Origin of the sequence: Aquamicrobium terrae (assembly GCF_040545735.1) — a bacterium.
In the GTDB taxonomy this organism is placed as follows: Bacteria; Pseudomonadota; Alphaproteobacteria; order Rhizobiales; family Rhizobiaceae; genus Mesorhizobium; species Mesorhizobium terrae_A.
The window spans coordinates 296,140-313,083 of record NZ_JBEPML010000003.1 but is presented as its reverse complement, the minus strand read 5'-3'; the positions used below and the strand labels follow the sequence as shown (position 1 = coordinate 313,083).

The window sequence follows — 16,944 nt, the reverse complement described above, 5'->3', positions numbered from 1 at the left end:
GGCGCCTGTTTGCGAAAGAATACCGGGTGGAGGACATGAATCAGGTTCCGCGTGGATACAAGACGGTGGCCGCCGATCCGGCAGCCGATGCCGGCGCCATCCTCACCATCGACCTCGGCGCTGTCCGCAAGAACTACCGCCGCCTCCAGGCCCGCCTCGGCGGCGCGAAATGCGCCGGCGTGGTCAAGGCCGACGGCTACGGGCTGGGGGCCGTTCCGGTCGCCCGCGCCCTGACGCAGGAAGGCTGCGACACCTTCTTCGTGGCCCATGTCGGCGAAGGCGTCGCGCTGCGCGCCGCCATCGGCCCCGGCCCTTCCATTTACGTGCTGAACGGCCTGCCGCCCGGCTCCGAGCCGGATGCAATCGCCGCCGGGCTGATCGCGGTGCTCAACAGCACCGAACAGCTTGCCGCCTGGCGCGCTGCCGCCAGGCAGGCCGGTCATGCGCTGCCGGCCGCCCTGCAGGTCGACAGCGGCATGTCGCGGCTCGGCATGTCGCCGGCCGAGGTCGAGGCCGTGGCCGCAGATCGCCATGCCCTCGACGGCATCGAGCTGAAGCTGGTGATGAGCCATCTCGCCTGCGCCGACGAGCCCGGCCATGCGGCCAACGAGGCGCAGCGCATCGAATTCGACCGGCTGCGCGCCCTGCTGCCGGCCGCGCCCGCCTCGCTCGCCAATTCCTCCGGCATCTTCCTCGGCCCGGCCTATCATCATCAGCTTGCCCGGCCGGGTGCGGCGCTCTACGGCATCAATCCGACACCGGGCCAGGAAAACCCGATGCTGCCGGTGATCCGCCTGCAGGCCAAGGTAATCCAGACCCGGACGGTGGAGCGGGACGCCGGCATCGGCTACGGCCACACCGCCACCGCCCAAGGCCCGCAGCGCCTCGCCACCATCTCGCTCGGCTATGCCGACGGCTGGCACCGCCGCGCCGGCGCCGCCGCCCGCTTCGACGGGGTCGAACTGCCCTTCATCGGGCGCGTGTCGATGGATTCCATCATCCTCGACATTTCGGCGCTGCCCGAGAGCCGGCTCAAGGCCGGCGATCTGGTGAACCTCATCGACGCCGAGCAGACCATCGACGACCTGGCCGGCTCCTACGGCACCATCGCCTATGAGGTGCTGACCAGCCTCGGCCACCGTTTCCACCGCATCCATGTCGGCGCGTGACCCCGCCGGACCAACCACGGATTTTCGGGAGTAGAACATGAAAGTACTGGTCCTCGGCAGCGGCGTCATCGGCGTCACCACTGCCTATTTCCTCCGCGAGGCCGGCCATGAAGTGACGGTCATCGACCGCCAGGGCGGCCCGGCGCTGGAAACCAGCTTCGCCAATGCCGGCGAGGTTTCGCCCGGCTATTCCTCGCCCTGGGCCGGCCCCAGCGTGCCGGTCAAGGCGCTCAAATGGCTCTTGATGAAGCACGGCCCGCTGGTGGTGAAGCCCACGCTCGACTGGCACATGTATGCGTGGATGCTGAAGATGCTGCGCAACTGCACCAGCGAGCGCTACGCTCTCAACAAGTCGCGCATGGTGCCGATCGCCGAATACAGCCGCGACGTGCTGAAGGACCTGCGCTCGCGCACCAACATCGCCTATGACGAACGCATGAAGGGCACCCTGCAGCTCTTCCGCACCCAGAAGCAGCTCGATTCCATCGGCGGCGACGTCGAGGTGCTGAAGCAGACCGGCGTTCCCTTCGAGGTGCTCGATCCCGAGGGCTGCATCGCCGTCGAGCCCGGCCTCGGCAATGTGCGCGGCAAGTTTGTCGGCGGCCTGCGCCTGCCCGGCGACGAGACCGGCGACTGCCAGATGTTCACCGAGCGGCTGGCCGAGATCGCCGCCGCCGCCGGCGTCAGGTTCGAATATGGCGTCACCATCACCGGCATCGACACCGCGCAGGGCCGGATCACCGGCGTCGACACCAACGCCGGCAAGCGCAGCGCCGACGCTTATGTCATGGCGCTGGGCTCCTATTCGCCGATCTGGATGCGCAAGCTCGGCCAGCCGATCCCGGTCTACCCGGTCAAGGGCTATTCGATCACCGTGCCGATCGTGAACGCAGCCGCCGCGCCTGAATCAACCATCATGGACGAGACCTACAAGATCGCCATCACCCGCCTCGGAGACCGCATCCGCGTCGGCGGCACGGCGGAGATTTCGGGCTACAACCTAAAGCTCCACGACGCCCGCCGCGAAACGCTGGTCCATTCGGTGACCGACCTGTTCCCCGGCGCCGGCGACATCGGCGCGGCCACCTTCTGGACCGGCCAGCGGCCGATGACGCCGGACGGACCGCCGATCATCGGCGCCTCGAAATATTCCAACCTCTATCTCAACACCGGCCACGGCACGCTGGGTTGGACCATGGCCTGCGGCTCGGCGCGGGTGCTGGCCGACATCGTTTCCGGCCGCAAGCCGGACATCGACGCCCGCGCATTGGGACCGCAGCGCTACGCGGCCTGATCCCGAAAGAAAACGCCCGGTTCAGGCCGGGCGTTTTCATTTCGAGAAGGGAAAGCCTCTACTCGGCCGGCTTGAAATTCAGCGCCACGCCGTTGATGCAGTAGCGCAGGCCGGTGGGCGGCGGGCCGTCGGGGAAGACATGGCCGAGATGGCTGCCGCAGGTCGCGCAATGCACCTCGGTGCGCAGCATGCCGTGGCTGCGGTCGGTGGTGGCGCCGACCGATCCCGGCACCGGGTCGTTGAAGCTCGGCCAGCCTGTGCCGCTCTCGAATTTGAGGTTGGCCTCGAACAGCTTCGCATCGCAGCCCGCGCAATGGAACGCGCCGGCGCGGTGCTCATGGAGCAGCGCGCAGCTTCCGGGCCGCTCCGTGGCGTGCTGGCGCATCACCGCATATTGCTCGGGCGACAGCAGCGCGCGCCATTCGGCATCGCTGCGGGTGACGGGATAGGTGGTGCTTTCCATGAAACTCTCCTGCGGGAGCGATTTGCCTTACGGCAAAGATAGGATCAGGCAACCGGCCTGACCAGCACCCGGCGATTTTCAATGCACGGCGCGGCCAAGCTGCTTCGTCGCCGCTTCCAGCCCCGCGAGCGTGAGCGGGAACATGCGCCCGGAAAACAGCTTCTGGACCATGCCGATGGAGTGGGTGTAGCCCCAATGCTTCTCGGCGGTGGGGTTCAGCCACACCGCGCCCGGCCATTGGGCAAGCGCCCGCTGCAGCCATACCGCGCCCGCCTCCGGGTTCCAGTGCTCGACCGAACCGCCGGGATGGCTGATCTCGTAGGGGCTCATCGCGGCGTCGCCGACGAAGATCGCCTTGTAGTCGGAACCGTATTTGTGCAGCACGTCGAAGGTCGGGACCACCTCGGCATGGCGGCGGCGGTTGTCCTTCCACACACCCTCGTAGAGGCAGTTGTGGAAGTAGAAATATTCGAGCTGCCGGAATTCGGCCCGCGCGGCGGAAAACAGCTCCTCAGCCACCTTGATGTGGTCGTCCATCGAACCGCCGACATCGAAGAACATCAACAGCTTCACCGCGTTGCGCCGTTCCGGCCGGGTCTTGACGTCGAGATAGCCATGCTCGGCCGTGGCGTGGATGGTGCCGGGCAGGTCCAGTTCCTCGGCCGCCCCGTCGCGCACCCAGCGGCGAAGCCTTTTCAGGGCGACCTTGATGTTGCGTGTGCCGAGCTCCACCGAATCGTCGAGATTGCGGAACTCGCGCCGGTCCCACACCTTCACCGCGCGCCGGTGGCGGCTTTCATGCTGGCCGATGCGCACGCCCTCGGGGTTGTAGCCATAGGCGCCGAAGGGCGAGGTGCCCGCAGTGCCGATCCATTTCGAGCCGCCCTGATGGCGGCCCTTCTGCTCCTCCAGCCGCTGGCGCAGCGTTTCCATCAGCTTCTCGAAGCCGCCGAGCGCCTCGACCAGCCGCTTTTCCTCCTCGCTGAGGTGCTTTTCGGCCAGCCGCCGCAGCCAGTCCTCGGGCAGGTTGGCCAGGTCGACGCCGCCCTCTCCCGAAACCGCCTCGACGCCACGGAAGACATGCGCGAACACCCGGTCGAAGCGGTCGATATGGCGCTCGTCCTTCACCAGCGCCGCGCGCGCCAGATAGTAGAAGCCCTCGACGTCGTACTCGACCAGCCCCGCCTCCATGCCCTCGAGCAGCGACAGGTATTCCCGCAGCGAGACGGGAACCTTGGCCGCTTTCAGTTCGAGGAAGAAGGGGATGAACATAGACGTTTCTACAACAGGTCGTATTCGATGAAGCCGGTGCGTCGCGCCACCCTATCATAGAGGCGGCGCGCCGTGGCATTGGTCTCGTGCGTCATCCAGTACACGTTCGTCACGCCGCGCTTCGCCGCCGCCTGCCGCACCGCCTCGATCAGCGCCGCGCCGACGCCCCGGCCGCGCGCCGCCGGGTCCGCGAACAGGTCCTGAAGGTAGCAATTGTCCACCAGCGACCAGCAGGAGCGGTGATAGAGATAGTGGGTGAGGCCCACCGCCTTGCCGTCGATCAGCGCGATGAAGCCCTTCGGCTCGAACTCGCCGGGCGAAAACAGCCGCTGCCATGTGCTTGCATGGACCTCTTGCGGCAGCTCGGTCTCGTAGAAGGCGAGATAGGCGCTCCACAGACGCTGCCAGGCGCCATGGTCGCCCGCTTCCAGCGGCCGGATGATGATGTTGCTCATGCTCTTCTCCCTGTTCGCCGCCCCAGCCTAGAGGGGCACGGCCGCCTGCGCCATGGTGCAGCAAGCCGGCCTTTCCTGCGCCATGGACATCCGCGCCTTTCCTTATGCGCCGGCTTTGTGTAAAGCGAAGGCAGCAACTCCCGCAACGACACTACGGGCACAAGCCATGGACAAGTTCACCAAGCTCACCGGCGTCGCGGCGCCCCTGCCGATCGTCAATGTCGACACTGACATGATCATCCCCAAGGATTATCTGAAGACGATCAAGCGCACCGGGCTCGGCAAGGGCCTGTTCGCCGAGATGCGCTACAATGAGGACGGTTCGGAAAACCCCGATTTCGTGCTCAACAAGCCCGCCTATCGCAACGCCCAGATCCTCGTCGCCGGCGACAATTTCGGCTGCGGTTCGAGCCGCGAGCATGCGCCCTGGGCCCTGCTCGACTTCGGCATCCGCTGCGTGATCTCGACCTCGTTCGCCGACATCTTCTACAACAACTGCTTCAAGAACGGCGTCCTGCCGATCACCGTCAGCCAGGAAGACCTCGACAAGCTGATGGACGACGCCTCGCGCGGCGCCAACGCCACGCTGTCGATCGACCTGGAGGCCAAGGAAATCCGCGGCCCCGACGGCGGCGTCATCACCTTCGACCTCGACGACTTCAAGCGTCACTGCATGCTGAACGGCCTCGACGACATCGGCCTGACCATGGAGAAGGCCGGCTCGATCAGCACCTTCGAGCAGAAGAACGCCGAGTCCCGCCCCTGGGCCTGACCGACTGAAGCAACGAAATCGACGGGATGCGCGCCTGACGGCCCGCATCCCGTTTCGCATTTCGGGCCTTCCCCTCGGGCATCCCGCGCAAAGGTGGACAGCACCCGGCAGCCTCCCTAACGTGCCCTTCTCCCAAGCCATTCCGATTCGGCCCCTTCCGGTCGGGAAGCGATCACGGTGCAACCGGAGGTCCACACGATGAAACCGATTTTCCGCCTGTCCGCGGCAACCCTTGTGGGCATCGGCCTTTGCTCGCCCGCCCTGACGCAGGACGAGCAGCCGCAGAGCATCCCCTTTGCCGGTGGCGCCCTGACCATCACCCAGAAAGAGGAATATGGCGAAAAGACCCTTTCCTTCGGCGACAAGGAACTGGCGAGCGCCTATGTGGTGTATTTCGACAAGATCGTCGATCTGGCCGGCACCGAGGTCGCGCTGTTCGATGTCGGCGACGGCGGCAATGCCTGCGGCCCCGCCAAGATCATGGTGTGGAAGGGCGAGAACGGCGCCGTCCAGCGCGCCAGCATGGGCGAGGACGATTGCGGCGCGCCGGTGACGACCGTTTCCGACGACTCGCTCTATTTCGTGCCGTGGCTGGCCCCGGGCGGCGACGGGGTCGTCACCCGCTGGACGCCCGATGCGGGATTTGCCACGGCAGGCACCCTGACCTATGCGCCGCAGCCGGGAACGGGCTGGAAGGACATCGACCCCGCGAAGTTCGGCAACATGATCGACGCCTTCCAGAACGAGGCCGTCTACGGGCAGGCCGTCGATCTGCTCGACGATTCGCTGGAAGAGGTGGTCACCAGCCTGATGGTCGGCGCGGGACCGGAAAAGACGGCCTCCGGCATCATCTACGGCGACGGCTGCATCCCGCATGCCTGCGGCACCTATGACGGCTTCATGGCCATCGATCCGGCGAACCAGAAGCTCTATTTCGCCCGCCAGACCGACGCCGGCAAACCCCAGACCTGGCCGGCGCTCGGCGGCTGGCCGGCGGAAGCCCGCACCGCCATGGAAAAGGCGCTGGAGCCGCGTCAATAACCATGAAGGTCCGGCGCGTCCTCGCCAATATCGCCACCGATGATATCGCCGCGGCAAAGCGCTTCTATGGCGACGTGCTCGGCCTCGACATCCTCATGGACCATGGCTGGATCGCCACGTGGGGCTCGCAGGAAAAGATGACGGTGCAGGTTTCCTTCGCCGTCGAGGGCGGCTCCGGCACGCCGGTGCCCGATCTTTCCATCGAGGTCGACGATGTCGATGAGGCCTTTACGGACATGAAAGCCGCCGGCTTCGGCATCGAATACGGCCCCGCCGACGAACCGTGGGGCGTGCGCCGCTTCTATGTGCGCGATCCCTTCGGCCGGCTGGTGAACATCCTCTCGCATCGATAGCGGGCGGGCCGGGCAATCCGGCTCGCAAGGATTTGCCCTTGCGGAAAGCTTGCGTCTTGCGCAAGCGCCCGCGCGCGGTTAGCAAAGCGGCGGTTCAACACTCCTCGGGAAATGATCTCATGGCTGCGAAAAAACTCTTCCTCCTCCCCGGCGACGGCATCGGCCCTGAAGCGATGGCGGAGGTGAAGAAACTGATCGCCGTCATGAACAAGGCCGGCGCCGGCTTCGAGACCGACGAGGGCCTGGTCGGCGGTTCGGCCTATGATGCCCACGGGCAGGCGATTTCCGAAGCCGACATGGAAAAGGCGCTGGCCGCCGACGCCGTGCTGTTCGGCGCAGTCGGTGGGCCGAAGTGGGATGCCGTGCCTTACGAGGTGCGCCCGGAAGCCGGACTGCTGCGCCTGCGCAAGGACCTCGAACTGTTCGCCAACCTGCGCCCGGCCATCTGCTATCCGGCGCTGGCCGCCTCCTCCTCGCTCAAGCAGGAGGTGATCGAAGGGCTCGACATCCTCATCGTGCGCGAGCTGACCGGCGGCGTCTATTTCGGCGAGCCCAAGCAGATCATCGACCTCGGCAACGGCCAGAAGCGCGGCATCGACACGCAGGTCTACGACACCTTCGAGATCGAGCGCATCGCCGGTGTGGCCTTCGAGCTGGCCCGCACCCGCAACAACCACGTCACCTCGATGGAAAAGCGCAACGTCATGAAGTCGGGCGTGTTGTGGAACGAGGTCGTCACCGCCACCCACAAGGCGAAATACAGCGACGTCAAGCTCGACCACATGCTGGCCGATGCCGGCGGCATGCAGCTCGTGCGCTGGCCCAAGCAGTTCGACGTCATCGTCTGCGACAACCTGTTCGGCGACATGCTCTCCGACGTGGCGGCCATGCTGACCGGCTCGCTCGGCATGCTGCCCTCGGCCTCGCTCGGCGCTCCCGATGCCAAGACCGGCAAGCGCAAGGCGCTCTACGAGCCGGTGCACGGCTCGGCGCCGGATATCGCCGGCAAGGGCATCGCCAATCCCATCGCCATGATCGCCTCCTTCGCCATGTGCCTGCGCTATTCCTTCAACATGGTTGTGGAAGCCGACCGCCTGGAAAAGGCGATCTCGGCGGTCCTCGACGAGGGCTACCGCACCGGCGACATCATGTCGGAAGGCATGAAGCAGGTCGGCACCGCCGAGATGGGCGACGCCATCATGGCGAAGTATCGCGCCGCCTAAAGCGGTTCCGGTCAACGGGCAATCGCCTTCTGATTGCTCGTCATCCCGGCCAAGGAAGCGATAGCGACCGCGAGCCGGGATCCATTCCGGGAACCTTCGAACGTCACGGGATGGATTCCGGACAGCCTCGGCTGCGCTCCGGCTTCCGGGACGACGGTGGAAAGCAAAAAAGGCCGCCTTGGGGCGGCCTTTTTCTATGCGAACCTATTCGGGCTTCGGCCGCTTCGGTTTCTTTGCCGGCTTTCCTGTTGCGCCCGTGTCGAACTTCGGCTTGGCCGCCTTCTTGCCGCCCCATGGCTTTGCACCGGCATCGGCGAATGCCGGCTTGTCGCCCTTCGCGAATTTTTTCTTCGGCGCGCGTTCGCCACTTTCCTTGCCGAACCCGCCCTTGCCGCGATGCGGCTTCTTTTCCGGCCGCGGCGCACGATAGGCGCTGCGGGAAAAATCGGGCTCGCCATCCACCGCCTCGACGCGGATATTGCCCTGAATGGTCATATGCGGCCCCAGCGCCTCCACGAACGCATCGGCGCTGTCGGCGGCGATCTGCACGAAGGTTTCCTCCGGCTGCATGCGGATGGCGCCGATCTCGCGCTTGGTGAGATTGGCCGTGCGGCACAGCATAGGGATCAGCCAGCGCGGCTCGGCGTTCTGCTTGCGCCCGACCGACAGCGAGAACCAGACGCTGTCGCCGAAATCGTCACGGCTTTTAGACGGGGTGCCGGCATGGCCGCCAGCCTTTCCGCCGACCGGCAGCGGCCCGCTTTCCGACAGATATTCCGGGGCGGAGCGTCCGGCGCGGCTCATCCGCAGATAGGCGGCCGCCATCTGCTCGGGGCCGAAACGGTCGAGCAGCGTGGCGACGAAGTCGCGCTCGCCCTCGCTGACCGGTTCCGACAGCGCCGGATCGGACAACATCCGCTCATTGTCGCGGGCGATCACCTCCTCGGCCGAGGGCGGGCGCGCCCATTCGGCCTCGATACGGGCGGCCTGCAGGACGCGTTCGCTGCGCCGGCGCGCCGGATGCGGCACGATCAGCGCGCTGATGCCCTTGCGCCCGGCCCGGCCGGTGCGGCCGCTGCGGTGCAGCAGCGTATCGGGATTGGTCGGCAGGTCGGCATGGATCACCAGTTCCAGCCCCGGCAGGTCGATGCCGCGCGCCGCCACGTCGGTGGCGATGCACACCCGCGCCCGGCCGTCGCGCATGGCCTGCAGCGCATGGGTGCGCTCGTTCTGGCTGAGCTCGCCGGACAGCGCCACCACCGAGAAATTGCGGTTGCTCAGCCGGGCGGTGAGATGGTTCACCGCCGCGCGCGTGTTGCAGAACACGATGGCGTTGCGCGCCTCGTAATAGCGCAGCACGTTGACGACGGCATTGTCGCGATCGGCCGGCGTCACCACCAGCGCGCGATACTCGATGTCGTGATGCTGCTTTTCTTCGCCCGCCGCGGCGATGCGAACGGCGTCCCGCTGGTATTCCCTGGCCAGCGCGGCGATGGCACGCGGCACGGTGGCCGAGAACATCAGCGTGCGGCGCTCGACGGGCGAGGAGCCCAGGATGAATTCGAGGTCCTCGCGGAAGCCGAGGTCGAGCATCTCGTCGGCCTCGTCCAGCACCACGGCGGCGAGCCCGGAAATGTCGAGCGCCCCGCGCGTGATGTGGTCGCGCAGGCGGCCGGGCGTGCCGACCACGATATGGGCGCCGCGTTCCAGCGCCCGCCGCTCGGTGCGCATGTCCATGCCGCCGACGCAGGTGGCGATCGCCGCCCCGGCCTGCTCGTAGAGCCATGACAGCTCGCGCGCGACCTGCAAGGCAAGCTCGCGCGTCGGCGCCACCACCAGCCCGAGCGGTGCCCCGGCCTCGCCGAAGCGGGTTGCTTCGCCCAGCAGCGTCGGCGCCAGCGCCAGCCCGAACGCCACCGTCTTGCCGGAGCCGGTCTGCGCCGAAACCAGCGCGTCGGACTGCCCCAGCGCGGGGTCGATCACCGCCTTCTGCACCGGCGTCAACTCGGAATAACCGCGCTTTTCCAGCGCCTCGGCGAGCGCGGGCGCGATACCTTCAACCATCATTTTTGTCTTTCGGAATGCGGGGCCCGTCCAGGCCTTCAAAAATAAGAGCCGGCCACTTGGCGGCATAAGACCGCGCGGCCGGAAACGAAGCTGCGCCGCTCCTACTGCGCCCGGCGCCCATTGTACAGAGCGAGCGTGATTGACTCTTGACGCAAAACGCGTAAAAGCCGGCACCGAACAGGACGTATCCACCATGCGCGGCCTTTTGATGGCTTTTCTCGCACGCGGCCTTGACAGCCGCGAGACCCCGGCCCCGGCCGGGCGCATGTTCGCGTCCCTGCTTTCGACCAAAACCACGGCCAAAAAAACGACCGCCACCACGGTCTGATCTCCCTTGGCCTGCTCGCCCTCTCCCCGGGTCCGGCCCGAGGGAGGCGGGACCCGCAAACGGCCGGCGGGTTTCTCCAAGCAAAACAAGCGGAGAGCGACAGGAGATAGAGTTCGATGGGCTTCAAGGTTGCGGTTGTCGGCGCCACAGGCAATGTGGGTCGCGAAATGCTCACCATTCTGGAAGAGCGCGGTTTCCCGGTCAGCGAAGTCGTGGCGCTCGCCTCGCGCCGCAGCCAGGGCACCGAGGTGTCCTTCGGTGACAAGACCCTCAAGGTCAAGGCGCTGGAGACATACGACTTCTCCGACACCGACATCGCCCTGATGTCGGCCGGCGGCAACGTCTCCAAGGAGTGGTCGCCGAAGATCGGCAAGCAGGGCTGCGTCGTCATCGACAACTCCTCGGCCTGGCGCTACGACCCCGACGTGCCGCTGATCGTGCCGGAAGTGAACCCGGACGCCATCGACGGCTTCACCAGGAAGAACATCATCGCCAACCCCAACTGCTCGACCGCGCAGATGCTGGTGGCGCTGAAGCCGCTGCATGACGCCGCCACCATCAGGCGCGTCGTGGTGTCCACCTACCAGTCGGTGTCGGGCGCCGGCAAGGAAGGCATGGACGAGCTGTTCTCGCAGACCCGCGCCGTGTTCGTCGCCGATCCGGTCGAGGCCAAGAAGTTCACCAAGCGCATCGCCTTCAACGTCATCCCCCACATCGACGTGTTCATGGAAGACGGCACCACCAAGGAAGAGTGGAAGATGGTGGCCGAGACCAAGAAGATGCTCGACCCCAAGATCAAGGTGACCGCCACCTGCGTGCGCGTGCCGGTGTTCATCGGCCATTCGGAAGCCGTGAACCTCGAATTCGAGAAGCCCATCACCGCCGACGAGGCCCGCGAGATCCTGCGCGAGGCGCCGGGCTGCCTGGTCGTCGACAAGCACGAGGACGGCGGCTACATCACCCCGGTGGAGAGCGCCGGCGAGGACGCCACCTACATCTCCCGCATCCGCGAGGATTCGACCATCGACAACGGCCTGAACCTGTGGATCGTGTCGGACAATCTGCGCAAGGGCGCGGCCCTGAACACCGTGCAGATCGCCGAGCTGCTGGTGGCGCGCGGCCTCATCCAGCCCAAGAAGCAGGCCGCCTGAGCCGCAAGCTGTTGCTCAAAAACAAATCGCCCTGAAGCGCTGCTTCAGGGCGATTTTCTTTTGGGTGTCCGAAAGACCGGTCACACCATGCCGAGGGCAGCCTTGTAGAGGTCGAGGATGGATTCCTCCTCCTCGCGTTCGGCCTGGTCCTTCTTGCGCAGGCGGATGATGGTGCGCATCGCCTTGGTGTCGAAGCCGGTGCCCTTGGCCTCGGCGAACACTTCCTTGATGTCGTCGGCGATGGTCTTCTTCTCTTCCTCGAGACGCTCGATGCGCTCGATGAAGGCCCGCAGCTGGCCGGCGGCCACGGTGTTGCTGGTTTCGGTGATCTCGTCGGCCATGATTTTCTCCGTATCGTTTCTGGTTAGCGGCGACTCGGCAAGCCGGGCCGCAAATTCAGCCCGGTTCGATGCCCGACAGGCTTGGGCGGGTCAAGCGGTTTGTGGGGCCCGTTCAGGCCCCGCAAACGATCTGCTGACACTCATTCGAGGACGATCAGCAGGTCCTTGGCGTCGATCTGGTCGCCGGAACGCACCAGCAGCTCGGCCACCGTGCCGTCGCGCTCGGCATGCAGCGCCGTCTCCATCTTCATCGCCTCGATGGAGAGCAGCACGTCGCCCGCCTTGACGCCCTGGCCGGCCGCCACGGCGACCGTGGAGACCACGCCGGGCATCGGCGCCGCCACATGGGCGTCGTTGCCGGGTTCGGCCTTGCGGCGCGCCTTGGCGGCAGAAGCGCCATGCGCCCGGTCCGGCACCTTGACGCGGCGCGGCTGGCCGTTCAGCTCGAAGAACACGGTGACCATGCCTTTGTCGTCGACGTCGCCCACGGCAAGGCAGCGGATGACCAGCGTCTTGCCCTTCTCGATGTCGACGAAGATCTCATCCTCCGGCTTCATGCCGTAGAAGTAGGTCGGCGTCGGCAGCACGGAGACCGGACCGTAGGTTTCCTGCGCGGCGGCGAAATCGGAAAACACCTTCGGATACATCAGCCAGGACGCGAATTCCTGCTCGGAAAGCGTGCGTCCGACCTTCTCCTCCGCCTCTTTCCTGCCCGCCGCCAGATCGGCCGCCGCCAGCAGCGAGCCCGGCCGCACGGCGATCGGCTTGGCCCCCTTCAGCGCCTTCTTCTGCAAGGCCGCGGGCCACCCGCCGGGCGGCTGGCCGAGGTCGCCGCGCAGCATCGACACCACCGAATCCGGGAAGGCGATGTCGCGGTCCGGGTTCTCGACATCGGCGACGGTCAGTTCCTGGCTGACCATCATCAGCGCCATGTCGCCCACCACCTTGGAGGACGGCGTCACCTTGACGATGTCGCCGAACATCAGGTTGACGTCGTGATAGGCCTGCGCCACCTCGTGCCAGCGCGTTTCCAGCCCCAGGCTGCGCGCCTGCTCCTTGAGGTTGGTGAACTGGCCGCCGGGCATCTCGTGCAGGTAGACCTCCGAGGCCGGTCCCTTGAGGTCGCTCTCGAAGGCCGCATACTGGTTGCGCACCGCCTCCCAGTAGAAGGAGATCTTGCGAATCCATTCGGTGTCGAGGCCCGGGTCGCGCTCGCCGCCCTTCAGCGCCTCGACGATGGAGCCGAGGCAGGGCTGCGAGGTGGTGCCGGAAAACGCGTCCATGGCGCCTTCGACGGCATCGACGCCCGCTTCCACCGCCGCCAGCACGGTCGCCGCCGAAAGGCCGGAAGTGTCGTGCGTGTGGAAATGGATCGGCAGGTCGGTTTCGTCACGCAGCGCCTTGAACAGCACCCGCGCTGCAGCCGGCTTCAGCAGGCCGGCCATGTCCTTGACCGCGATGATATGCGCGCCGGCCGCCTCCAGTTCCTTGGCCAGTGCCACATAATATTTGAGGTCGTATTTGGCGCGGGACGGATCGAGGATATCGCCCGTGTAGCACATCGCCGCCTCGCACAGCTTGCCCTCGGCGATCACCGCGTCCATGGCGACGCGCATGTTCTCGACCCAGTTCAGGCAGTCGAAGACGCGGAACAGGTCGACGCCGCCGTCGGCCGCCTGCTTCACGAAATGCTGGACGACATTGTCGGGATAGTTGGTGTAGCCGACGCCGTTGGCGCCGCGCAGCAGCATCTGCAGCAGGATGTTGGGCGCCGCCTCGCGGATCAGCGCCAGACGCTCCCACGGGTCTTCCGTCAGGAAGCGCATGGCGACGTCGAAGGTGGCGCCGCCCCAGCATTCCAGCGACAGAAGTTGCGGCAGGGCGCGCGCATAGGTGCCGGCGATGCGGGCGATGTCATGGGTGCGCATGCGCGTCGCCAGCAGCGACTGGTGGGCGTCGCGCATGGTGGTGTCGGTGATCAGGACCTGCTTCTGGGCGCGCATCCATTTGGCGAAGCCCTCCGGTCCCAGCGCGTCCAGCCGGTTGCGGGTGCCTTCGGGGATCGGGCCGGTGAACCATGGCACCATCGGCTCGGCCATGCCCGTCTTCGGCTGCGGCCGGCCGCGCGTCTCGGGATGGCCGTTGACGCTGACATCGGCCAGATAGGTGAGCAGCTTGGAGGCGCGGTCCTGCCGCCTCACCTGGGTAAACAGTTCCGGCGTCGTGTCGATGAACTTGGTGGTGTAGGAATTGTCCTGGAATTTCGGATGCGTGATGATCGCTTCCAGGAAGGTGAGGTTGGTGGCGACGCCGCGAATGCGGAATTCGCGCAGCGCCCGGTGCATGCGCTGGATCGCCTCGTCCGGGGTGCGCCCCGAAGCCGTCACCTTGACCAGCAGCGGATCGTAGTAGCGGGTGATGATGGCGCCCGAATAGGCGGTGCCGCCGTCCAGGCGGATGCCGAAGCCGGCGGCCGAGCGATAGCCGGTGATGCGGCCGTAATCGGGAATGAAATGCTGCTCGGGGTCTTCCGTGGTGATGCGGCACTGGAGGGCATGGCCCTGCAGGTGGATGTCCTGCTGGGCCGGCACGCCCGATTCCGGCGTGCCGATGGCATGGCCGTCGAGGATGTGGATCTGCGCCTTGACGATGTCGATGCCCGTCACCTCCTCGGTGACCGTGTGCTCAACCTGGATGCGCGGATTGACCTCGATGAAATAGAACCTGCCGGTGTCCGCGTCCTGCAGGAACTCGACCGTTCCGGCGCCGACATAATCCGTCTCACGGGCGATCTTCAGCGCGTGGCCGCACAGTTCCTGCCGCAGCTCGTCGCTGAGATAGGGGGCCGGCGCGCGCTCCACGACCTTCTGGTTGCGGCGCTGGATCGAGCAGTCGCGCTCGAACAGATGCACGGCATTGCCATGCGTGTCGCCCAGTATCTGAACTTCTACATGGCGGGCCCGCTCGATCAGCTTTTCGAGATAGACCTCGTCCTTGCCGAAGGCGGCCTTGGCCTCGCGCTTGCCCTCCATCACCTCGCGGGCAAGCTCGGCTTCCGAGCGGATGACGCGCATGCCGCGCCCGCCGCCGCCCCATGACGCCTTGAGCATCAGCGGATAGCCGATCTCGGCGGCGAGCACCTTCACCGCCTCGATGTCGTCGGGCAGCGGATCGGTGGCCGGGATGACCGGCACGCCCACCTCGATGGCGAGGTTGCGCGCCGCCACCTTGTTGCCGAGCCGGCGCATGGTCTCCGGCTTGGGGCCGATGAAGGTGACGCCGGCGGCCGCGCAGGCGTCGGCGAATTCGGGGCTCTCCGACAGGAGGCCGTAGCCCGGATGGATGGCGTCGGCGCCCGAAAGCTTCGCGACGCGCAGCACCTCCTCGATCGACAGATAGCTTTCGATGGGCCCGAGATCGCGCGCCAGATGCGGGCCGCGCCCCACCTGGTAGCTCTCGTCGGCCTTGAAGCGATGCAGCGCGTATTTGTCCTCTTCCGCCCAGATGGCCACGGTTTTGAGGCCGAGCTCATTGGCCGCGCGGAACACGCGGATGGCGATTTCAGACCGGTTGGCGACGAGGATCTTCGTGATGGCCAATGACACACTCCGCTGTCTGGAAGAAGGCGGCGCATGATTACCGCGAAAATGCTGCATCGCAAACAGGAATGACGCTGCGTGAGGCGGCAAATGCATGAAACATGCAAAAAGGCCCGGCGTTGCACGCCGGGCCCTTGGTCGTCAGGCCGAAGAGCCTGCTGGTCGCATCTGTGCAGCGCCGGGCGTTCCGTCCGGCTGCAAGGCTCTAGTCGAGCTGGAAGTAGTTGTACTTGCCGTCGTCGCCCTTGCGCCATTCGTAGACGACATAGTCGGCGTCGGTGCGGTCACCCTTCTCGTTGAAGGACAGTTCCCCCAGCACGGTCTTGAAGGGGCCCTTTTCCCGGATCGCCTTGGCCACTTCCTGCGGATCGTTCGAGCCGGCCGCCGCGGCGGCCTGCGCGATGATCTGGGTCGAGGCATAGGCGTAGAGGGTATAGGCTTCCGGCTCGAAGCCGCCGGCGCGGAACTTCTCGACCACTTCCTGCGCAGCCGGGTTCTTGCGCGGGTCGGGGCCGAAGGTGTTCAGCGTGCCCTGCACCGCGTCGCCGGCGATCGAGGCCAGCTCGTTGGAGACGATGCCGTCGCCCGAGAACAGCGGCGCCTTCAGGCCCTGGTCCGACGCCTGGCGGATGATCAGGCCGGCCTCGGTGTGCAGGCCGCCCCAGTAGATCAGGGTCACGCCGGCTTCCTTCATCTTGGCGATCAGCGCCGAGAAGTCCTTGTCGCCGGTGTTGACGCCTTCATACATGACTTCCTGGAAGCCCGCGGCATTGAGCGCCTTCTTGGTTTCGTCGGCAAGGCCCTGGCCGTAGGGGGTCTTGTCGTGGATCACCGCGATCTTGGCGTCCTTGTAGTTCTCGGCGATGTAGGCGCCGGCCACTTCGCCCTGCTGGTCGTCACGGCCGCAGACGCGGATCGTGTTCCACAGGCCGCGCTCGGTGAAGACCGGGTTGGTGGCGGCCGGGGTAACTTCGAGAATGCCGTTCTCGGCATAGACTTCCGAGGCCGGGATCGAGACGCCCGAGTTGAAGTGGCCGACCACGAATTTCACGCCATCGGCGACGAATTTGTTGGCGACCGAAATGCCCTGCTTCGGGTCGGACACGTCATCGCCGATCGACACCTTGATTTGCTCGCCATTGATGCCGCCGGCGGCGTTGATGTCGGCCACGGCCTGCTCGGTGCCCCGCTGAATCTGGGCGCCGAAGGCGGCGTTCGGACCGGTGATCGGTGCGCCGATGCCGATGAGGACATCCGCCCAGGCGGAACCGCTGAAGATCAGCAGCGCGCCGAGCGACACGGCGGACAAGAGTGACTTCTTCATTTATACGCTCCCATTTCCAGAGTGGGCGACAGTTATACTTTCATGCGATGCCCACCCATCTCGCAGAAAGCCAACCTTGCCTATTTCCAGGC

At 66.1% G+C, this 16,944-nt stretch carries 15 protein-coding genes; 8 read left to right on the top strand and 7 right to left on the bottom strand.

Translation table 11 applies throughout. The annotated features are described in order from the left end of the window. Nucleotides 1-35: 35 nt before the first annotated feature. Nucleotides 36-1,169 carry an alanine racemase gene (gene alr, locus ABID37_RS06735; protein WP_354193430.1) on the top strand — a complete coding sequence of 378 codons (1,134 nt, stop codon included), beginning with the start codon at nt 36-38 and terminating at the stop codon, nt 1,167-1,169. Nucleotides 1,170-1,206: 37 nt separating this feature from the next. Further along, nucleotides 1,207-2,463: a D-amino acid dehydrogenase gene (locus ABID37_RS06730; protein ID WP_354193428.1), complete on the top strand. Its 1,257-nt coding sequence runs from the start codon at nt 1,207-1,209 to the stop codon at nt 2,461-2,463. Between the two features lie 58 nt (nt 2,464-2,521). Here ABID37_RS06730 and msrB read toward each other — a convergent pair whose 3' ends face one another. The 3 genes from msrB to ABID37_RS06715 form a co-directional block, all read right to left on the bottom strand. Next, nucleotides 2,522-2,926 (bottom strand): peptide-methionine (R)-S-oxide reductase MsrB, encoded by a 405-nt coding sequence (gene msrB / locus ABID37_RS06725; protein WP_354193427.1) that lies wholly within the window; start codon nt 2,924-2,926, stop codon nt 2,522-2,524. Between the two features lie 78 nt (nt 2,927-3,004). After that, nucleotides 3,005-4,198, bottom strand: coding sequence for a vWA domain-containing protein (locus ABID37_RS06720; RefSeq protein WP_354193426.1), 1,194 nt, complete (start codon nt 4,196-4,198; stop codon nt 3,005-3,007). Between the two features lie 8 nt (nt 4,199-4,206). Next, entirely contained in the window at nt 4,207-4,653 is a 447-nt protein-coding gene (locus ABID37_RS06715) for a GNAT family N-acetyltransferase (RefSeq protein ID WP_354193424.1), read from the bottom strand. Between the two features lie 166 nt (nt 4,654-4,819). On the opposite strand from ABID37_RS06715, the gene leuD reads away from it, so the two are divergent. The 4 genes from leuD to leuB all read left to right on the top strand — a co-directional run bounded on the left by leuD (nt 4,820) and on the right by leuB (nt 8,042). Further along, on the top strand, nt 4,820-5,425 hold the full coding sequence (gene leuD / locus ABID37_RS06710; protein ID WP_354193423.1) for a 3-isopropylmalate dehydratase small subunit: 606 nt from the start codon (nt 4,820-4,822) through the stop codon (nt 5,423-5,425). 198 nt (nt 5,426-5,623) lie between these two features. Next, on the top strand, nt 5,624-6,466 hold the full coding sequence (locus ABID37_RS06705) for an Ivy family c-type lysozyme inhibitor (protein ID WP_354193421.1): 843 nt from the start codon (nt 5,624-5,626) through the stop codon (nt 6,464-6,466). Between the two features lie 2 nt (nt 6,467-6,468). Further along, nucleotides 6,469-6,819 (top strand): VOC family protein, encoded by a 351-nt coding sequence (locus tag ABID37_RS06700; protein ID WP_354193420.1) that lies wholly within the window; start codon nt 6,469-6,471, stop codon nt 6,817-6,819. 119 nt (nt 6,820-6,938) lie between these two features. After that, a complete protein-coding gene (gene leuB / locus ABID37_RS06695) occupies nt 6,939-8,042 on the top strand; it encodes a 3-isopropylmalate dehydrogenase (protein WP_354193419.1) in 1,104 nt (367 codons plus the stop codon). Between the two features lie 204 nt (nt 8,043-8,246). Here leuB and ABID37_RS06690 read toward each other — a convergent pair whose 3' ends face one another. Continuing rightward, the gene (locus ABID37_RS06690; RefSeq protein WP_354193417.1) at nt 8,247-10,109 is read right to left on the bottom strand and encodes a DEAD/DEAH box helicase; all 1,863 of its coding nucleotides are present in this window, start codon (nt 10,107-10,109) and stop codon (nt 8,247-8,249) included. 193 nt (nt 10,110-10,302) lie between these two features. Between ABID37_RS06690 and ABID37_RS06685 the strand changes: the two genes are divergently transcribed. Both ABID37_RS06685 and ABID37_RS06680 read left to right on the top strand, forming a co-directional pair. Further along, nucleotides 10,303-10,437, top strand: a complete 135-nt coding sequence (locus ABID37_RS06685; protein WP_354193416.1) for a hypothetical protein — start codon at nt 10,303-10,305, stop codon at nt 10,435-10,437. 116 nt (nt 10,438-10,553) lie between these two features. Next, complete coding sequence (locus ABID37_RS06680) at nt 10,554-11,588, top strand: aspartate-semialdehyde dehydrogenase (RefSeq protein WP_354193415.1); 1,035 nt, start codon at nt 10,554-10,556, stop codon at nt 11,586-11,588. 80 nt (nt 11,589-11,668) lie between these two features. On the opposite strand, the gene ABID37_RS06675 is transcribed toward ABID37_RS06680, so the two are convergent. From ABID37_RS06675 to ABID37_RS06665, 3 genes are all read right to left on the bottom strand, one after another. Beyond that, entirely contained in the window at nt 11,669-11,929 is a 261-nt protein-coding gene (locus ABID37_RS06675; RefSeq protein ID WP_183825499.1) for a DUF2312 domain-containing protein, read from the bottom strand. A gap of 140 nt (nt 11,930-12,069) precedes the next feature. Then, nucleotides 12,070-15,528, bottom strand: coding sequence for a pyruvate carboxylase (gene pyc / locus ABID37_RS06670; RefSeq protein WP_354193413.1), 3,459 nt, complete (start codon nt 15,526-15,528; stop codon nt 12,070-12,072). Nucleotides 15,529-15,733: 205 nt separating this feature from the next. Next, nucleotides 15,734-16,852 (bottom strand): branched-chain amino acid ABC transporter substrate-binding protein, encoded by a 1,119-nt coding sequence (locus ABID37_RS06665; RefSeq protein WP_354193411.1) that lies wholly within the window; start codon nt 16,850-16,852, stop codon nt 15,734-15,736. Nucleotides 16,853-16,944 lie beyond the last annotated feature (92 nt).

Coding starts and splice junctions, on each gene's coding strand:
- ABID37_RS06700 (WP_354193420.1), top strand. CDS start 6,469: ATGAAGGTCCGGCGCGTCCTCGCCAATATCGCCACCGATGATATCGCC.
- ABID37_RS06730 (WP_354193428.1), top strand. CDS start 1,207: ATGAAAGTACTGGTCCTCGGCAGCGGCGTCATCGGCGTCACCACTGCC.
- ABID37_RS06665 (WP_354193411.1), bottom strand. CDS start 16,852: ATGAAGAAGTCACTCTTGTCCGCCGTGTCGCTCGGCGCGCTGCTGATC.
- ABID37_RS06690 (WP_354193417.1), bottom strand. CDS start 10,109: ATGATGGTTGAAGGTATCGCGCCCGCGCTCGCCGAGGCGCTGGAAAAG.
- ABID37_RS06720 (WP_354193426.1), bottom strand. CDS start 4,198: ATGTTCATCCCCTTCTTCCTCGAACTGAAAGCGGCCAAGGTTCCCGTC.
- ABID37_RS06705 (WP_354193421.1), top strand. CDS start 5,624: ATGAAACCGATTTTCCGCCTGTCCGCGGCAACCCTTGTGGGCATCGGC.
- ABID37_RS06685 (WP_354193416.1), top strand. CDS start 10,303: ATGCGCGGCCTTTTGATGGCTTTTCTCGCACGCGGCCTTGACAGCCGC.
- alr (WP_354193430.1), top strand. CDS start 36: ATGAATCAGGTTCCGCGTGGATACAAGACGGTGGCCGCCGATCCGGCA.
- leuD (WP_354193423.1), top strand. CDS start 4,820: ATGGACAAGTTCACCAAGCTCACCGGCGTCGCGGCGCCCCTGCCGATC.
- ABID37_RS06680 (WP_354193415.1), top strand. CDS start 10,554: ATGGGCTTCAAGGTTGCGGTTGTCGGCGCCACAGGCAATGTGGGTCGC.
- ABID37_RS06715 (WP_354193424.1), bottom strand. CDS start 4,653: ATGAGCAACATCATCATCCGGCCGCTGGAAGCGGGCGACCATGGCGCC.
- msrB (WP_354193427.1), bottom strand. CDS start 2,926: ATGGAAAGCACCACCTATCCCGTCACCCGCAGCGATGCCGAATGGCGC.
- leuB (WP_354193419.1), top strand. CDS start 6,939: ATGGCTGCGAAAAAACTCTTCCTCCTCCCCGGCGACGGCATCGGCCCT.
- ABID37_RS06675 (WP_183825499.1), bottom strand. CDS start 11,929: ATGGCCGACGAGATCACCGAAACCAGCAACACCGTGGCCGCCGGCCAG.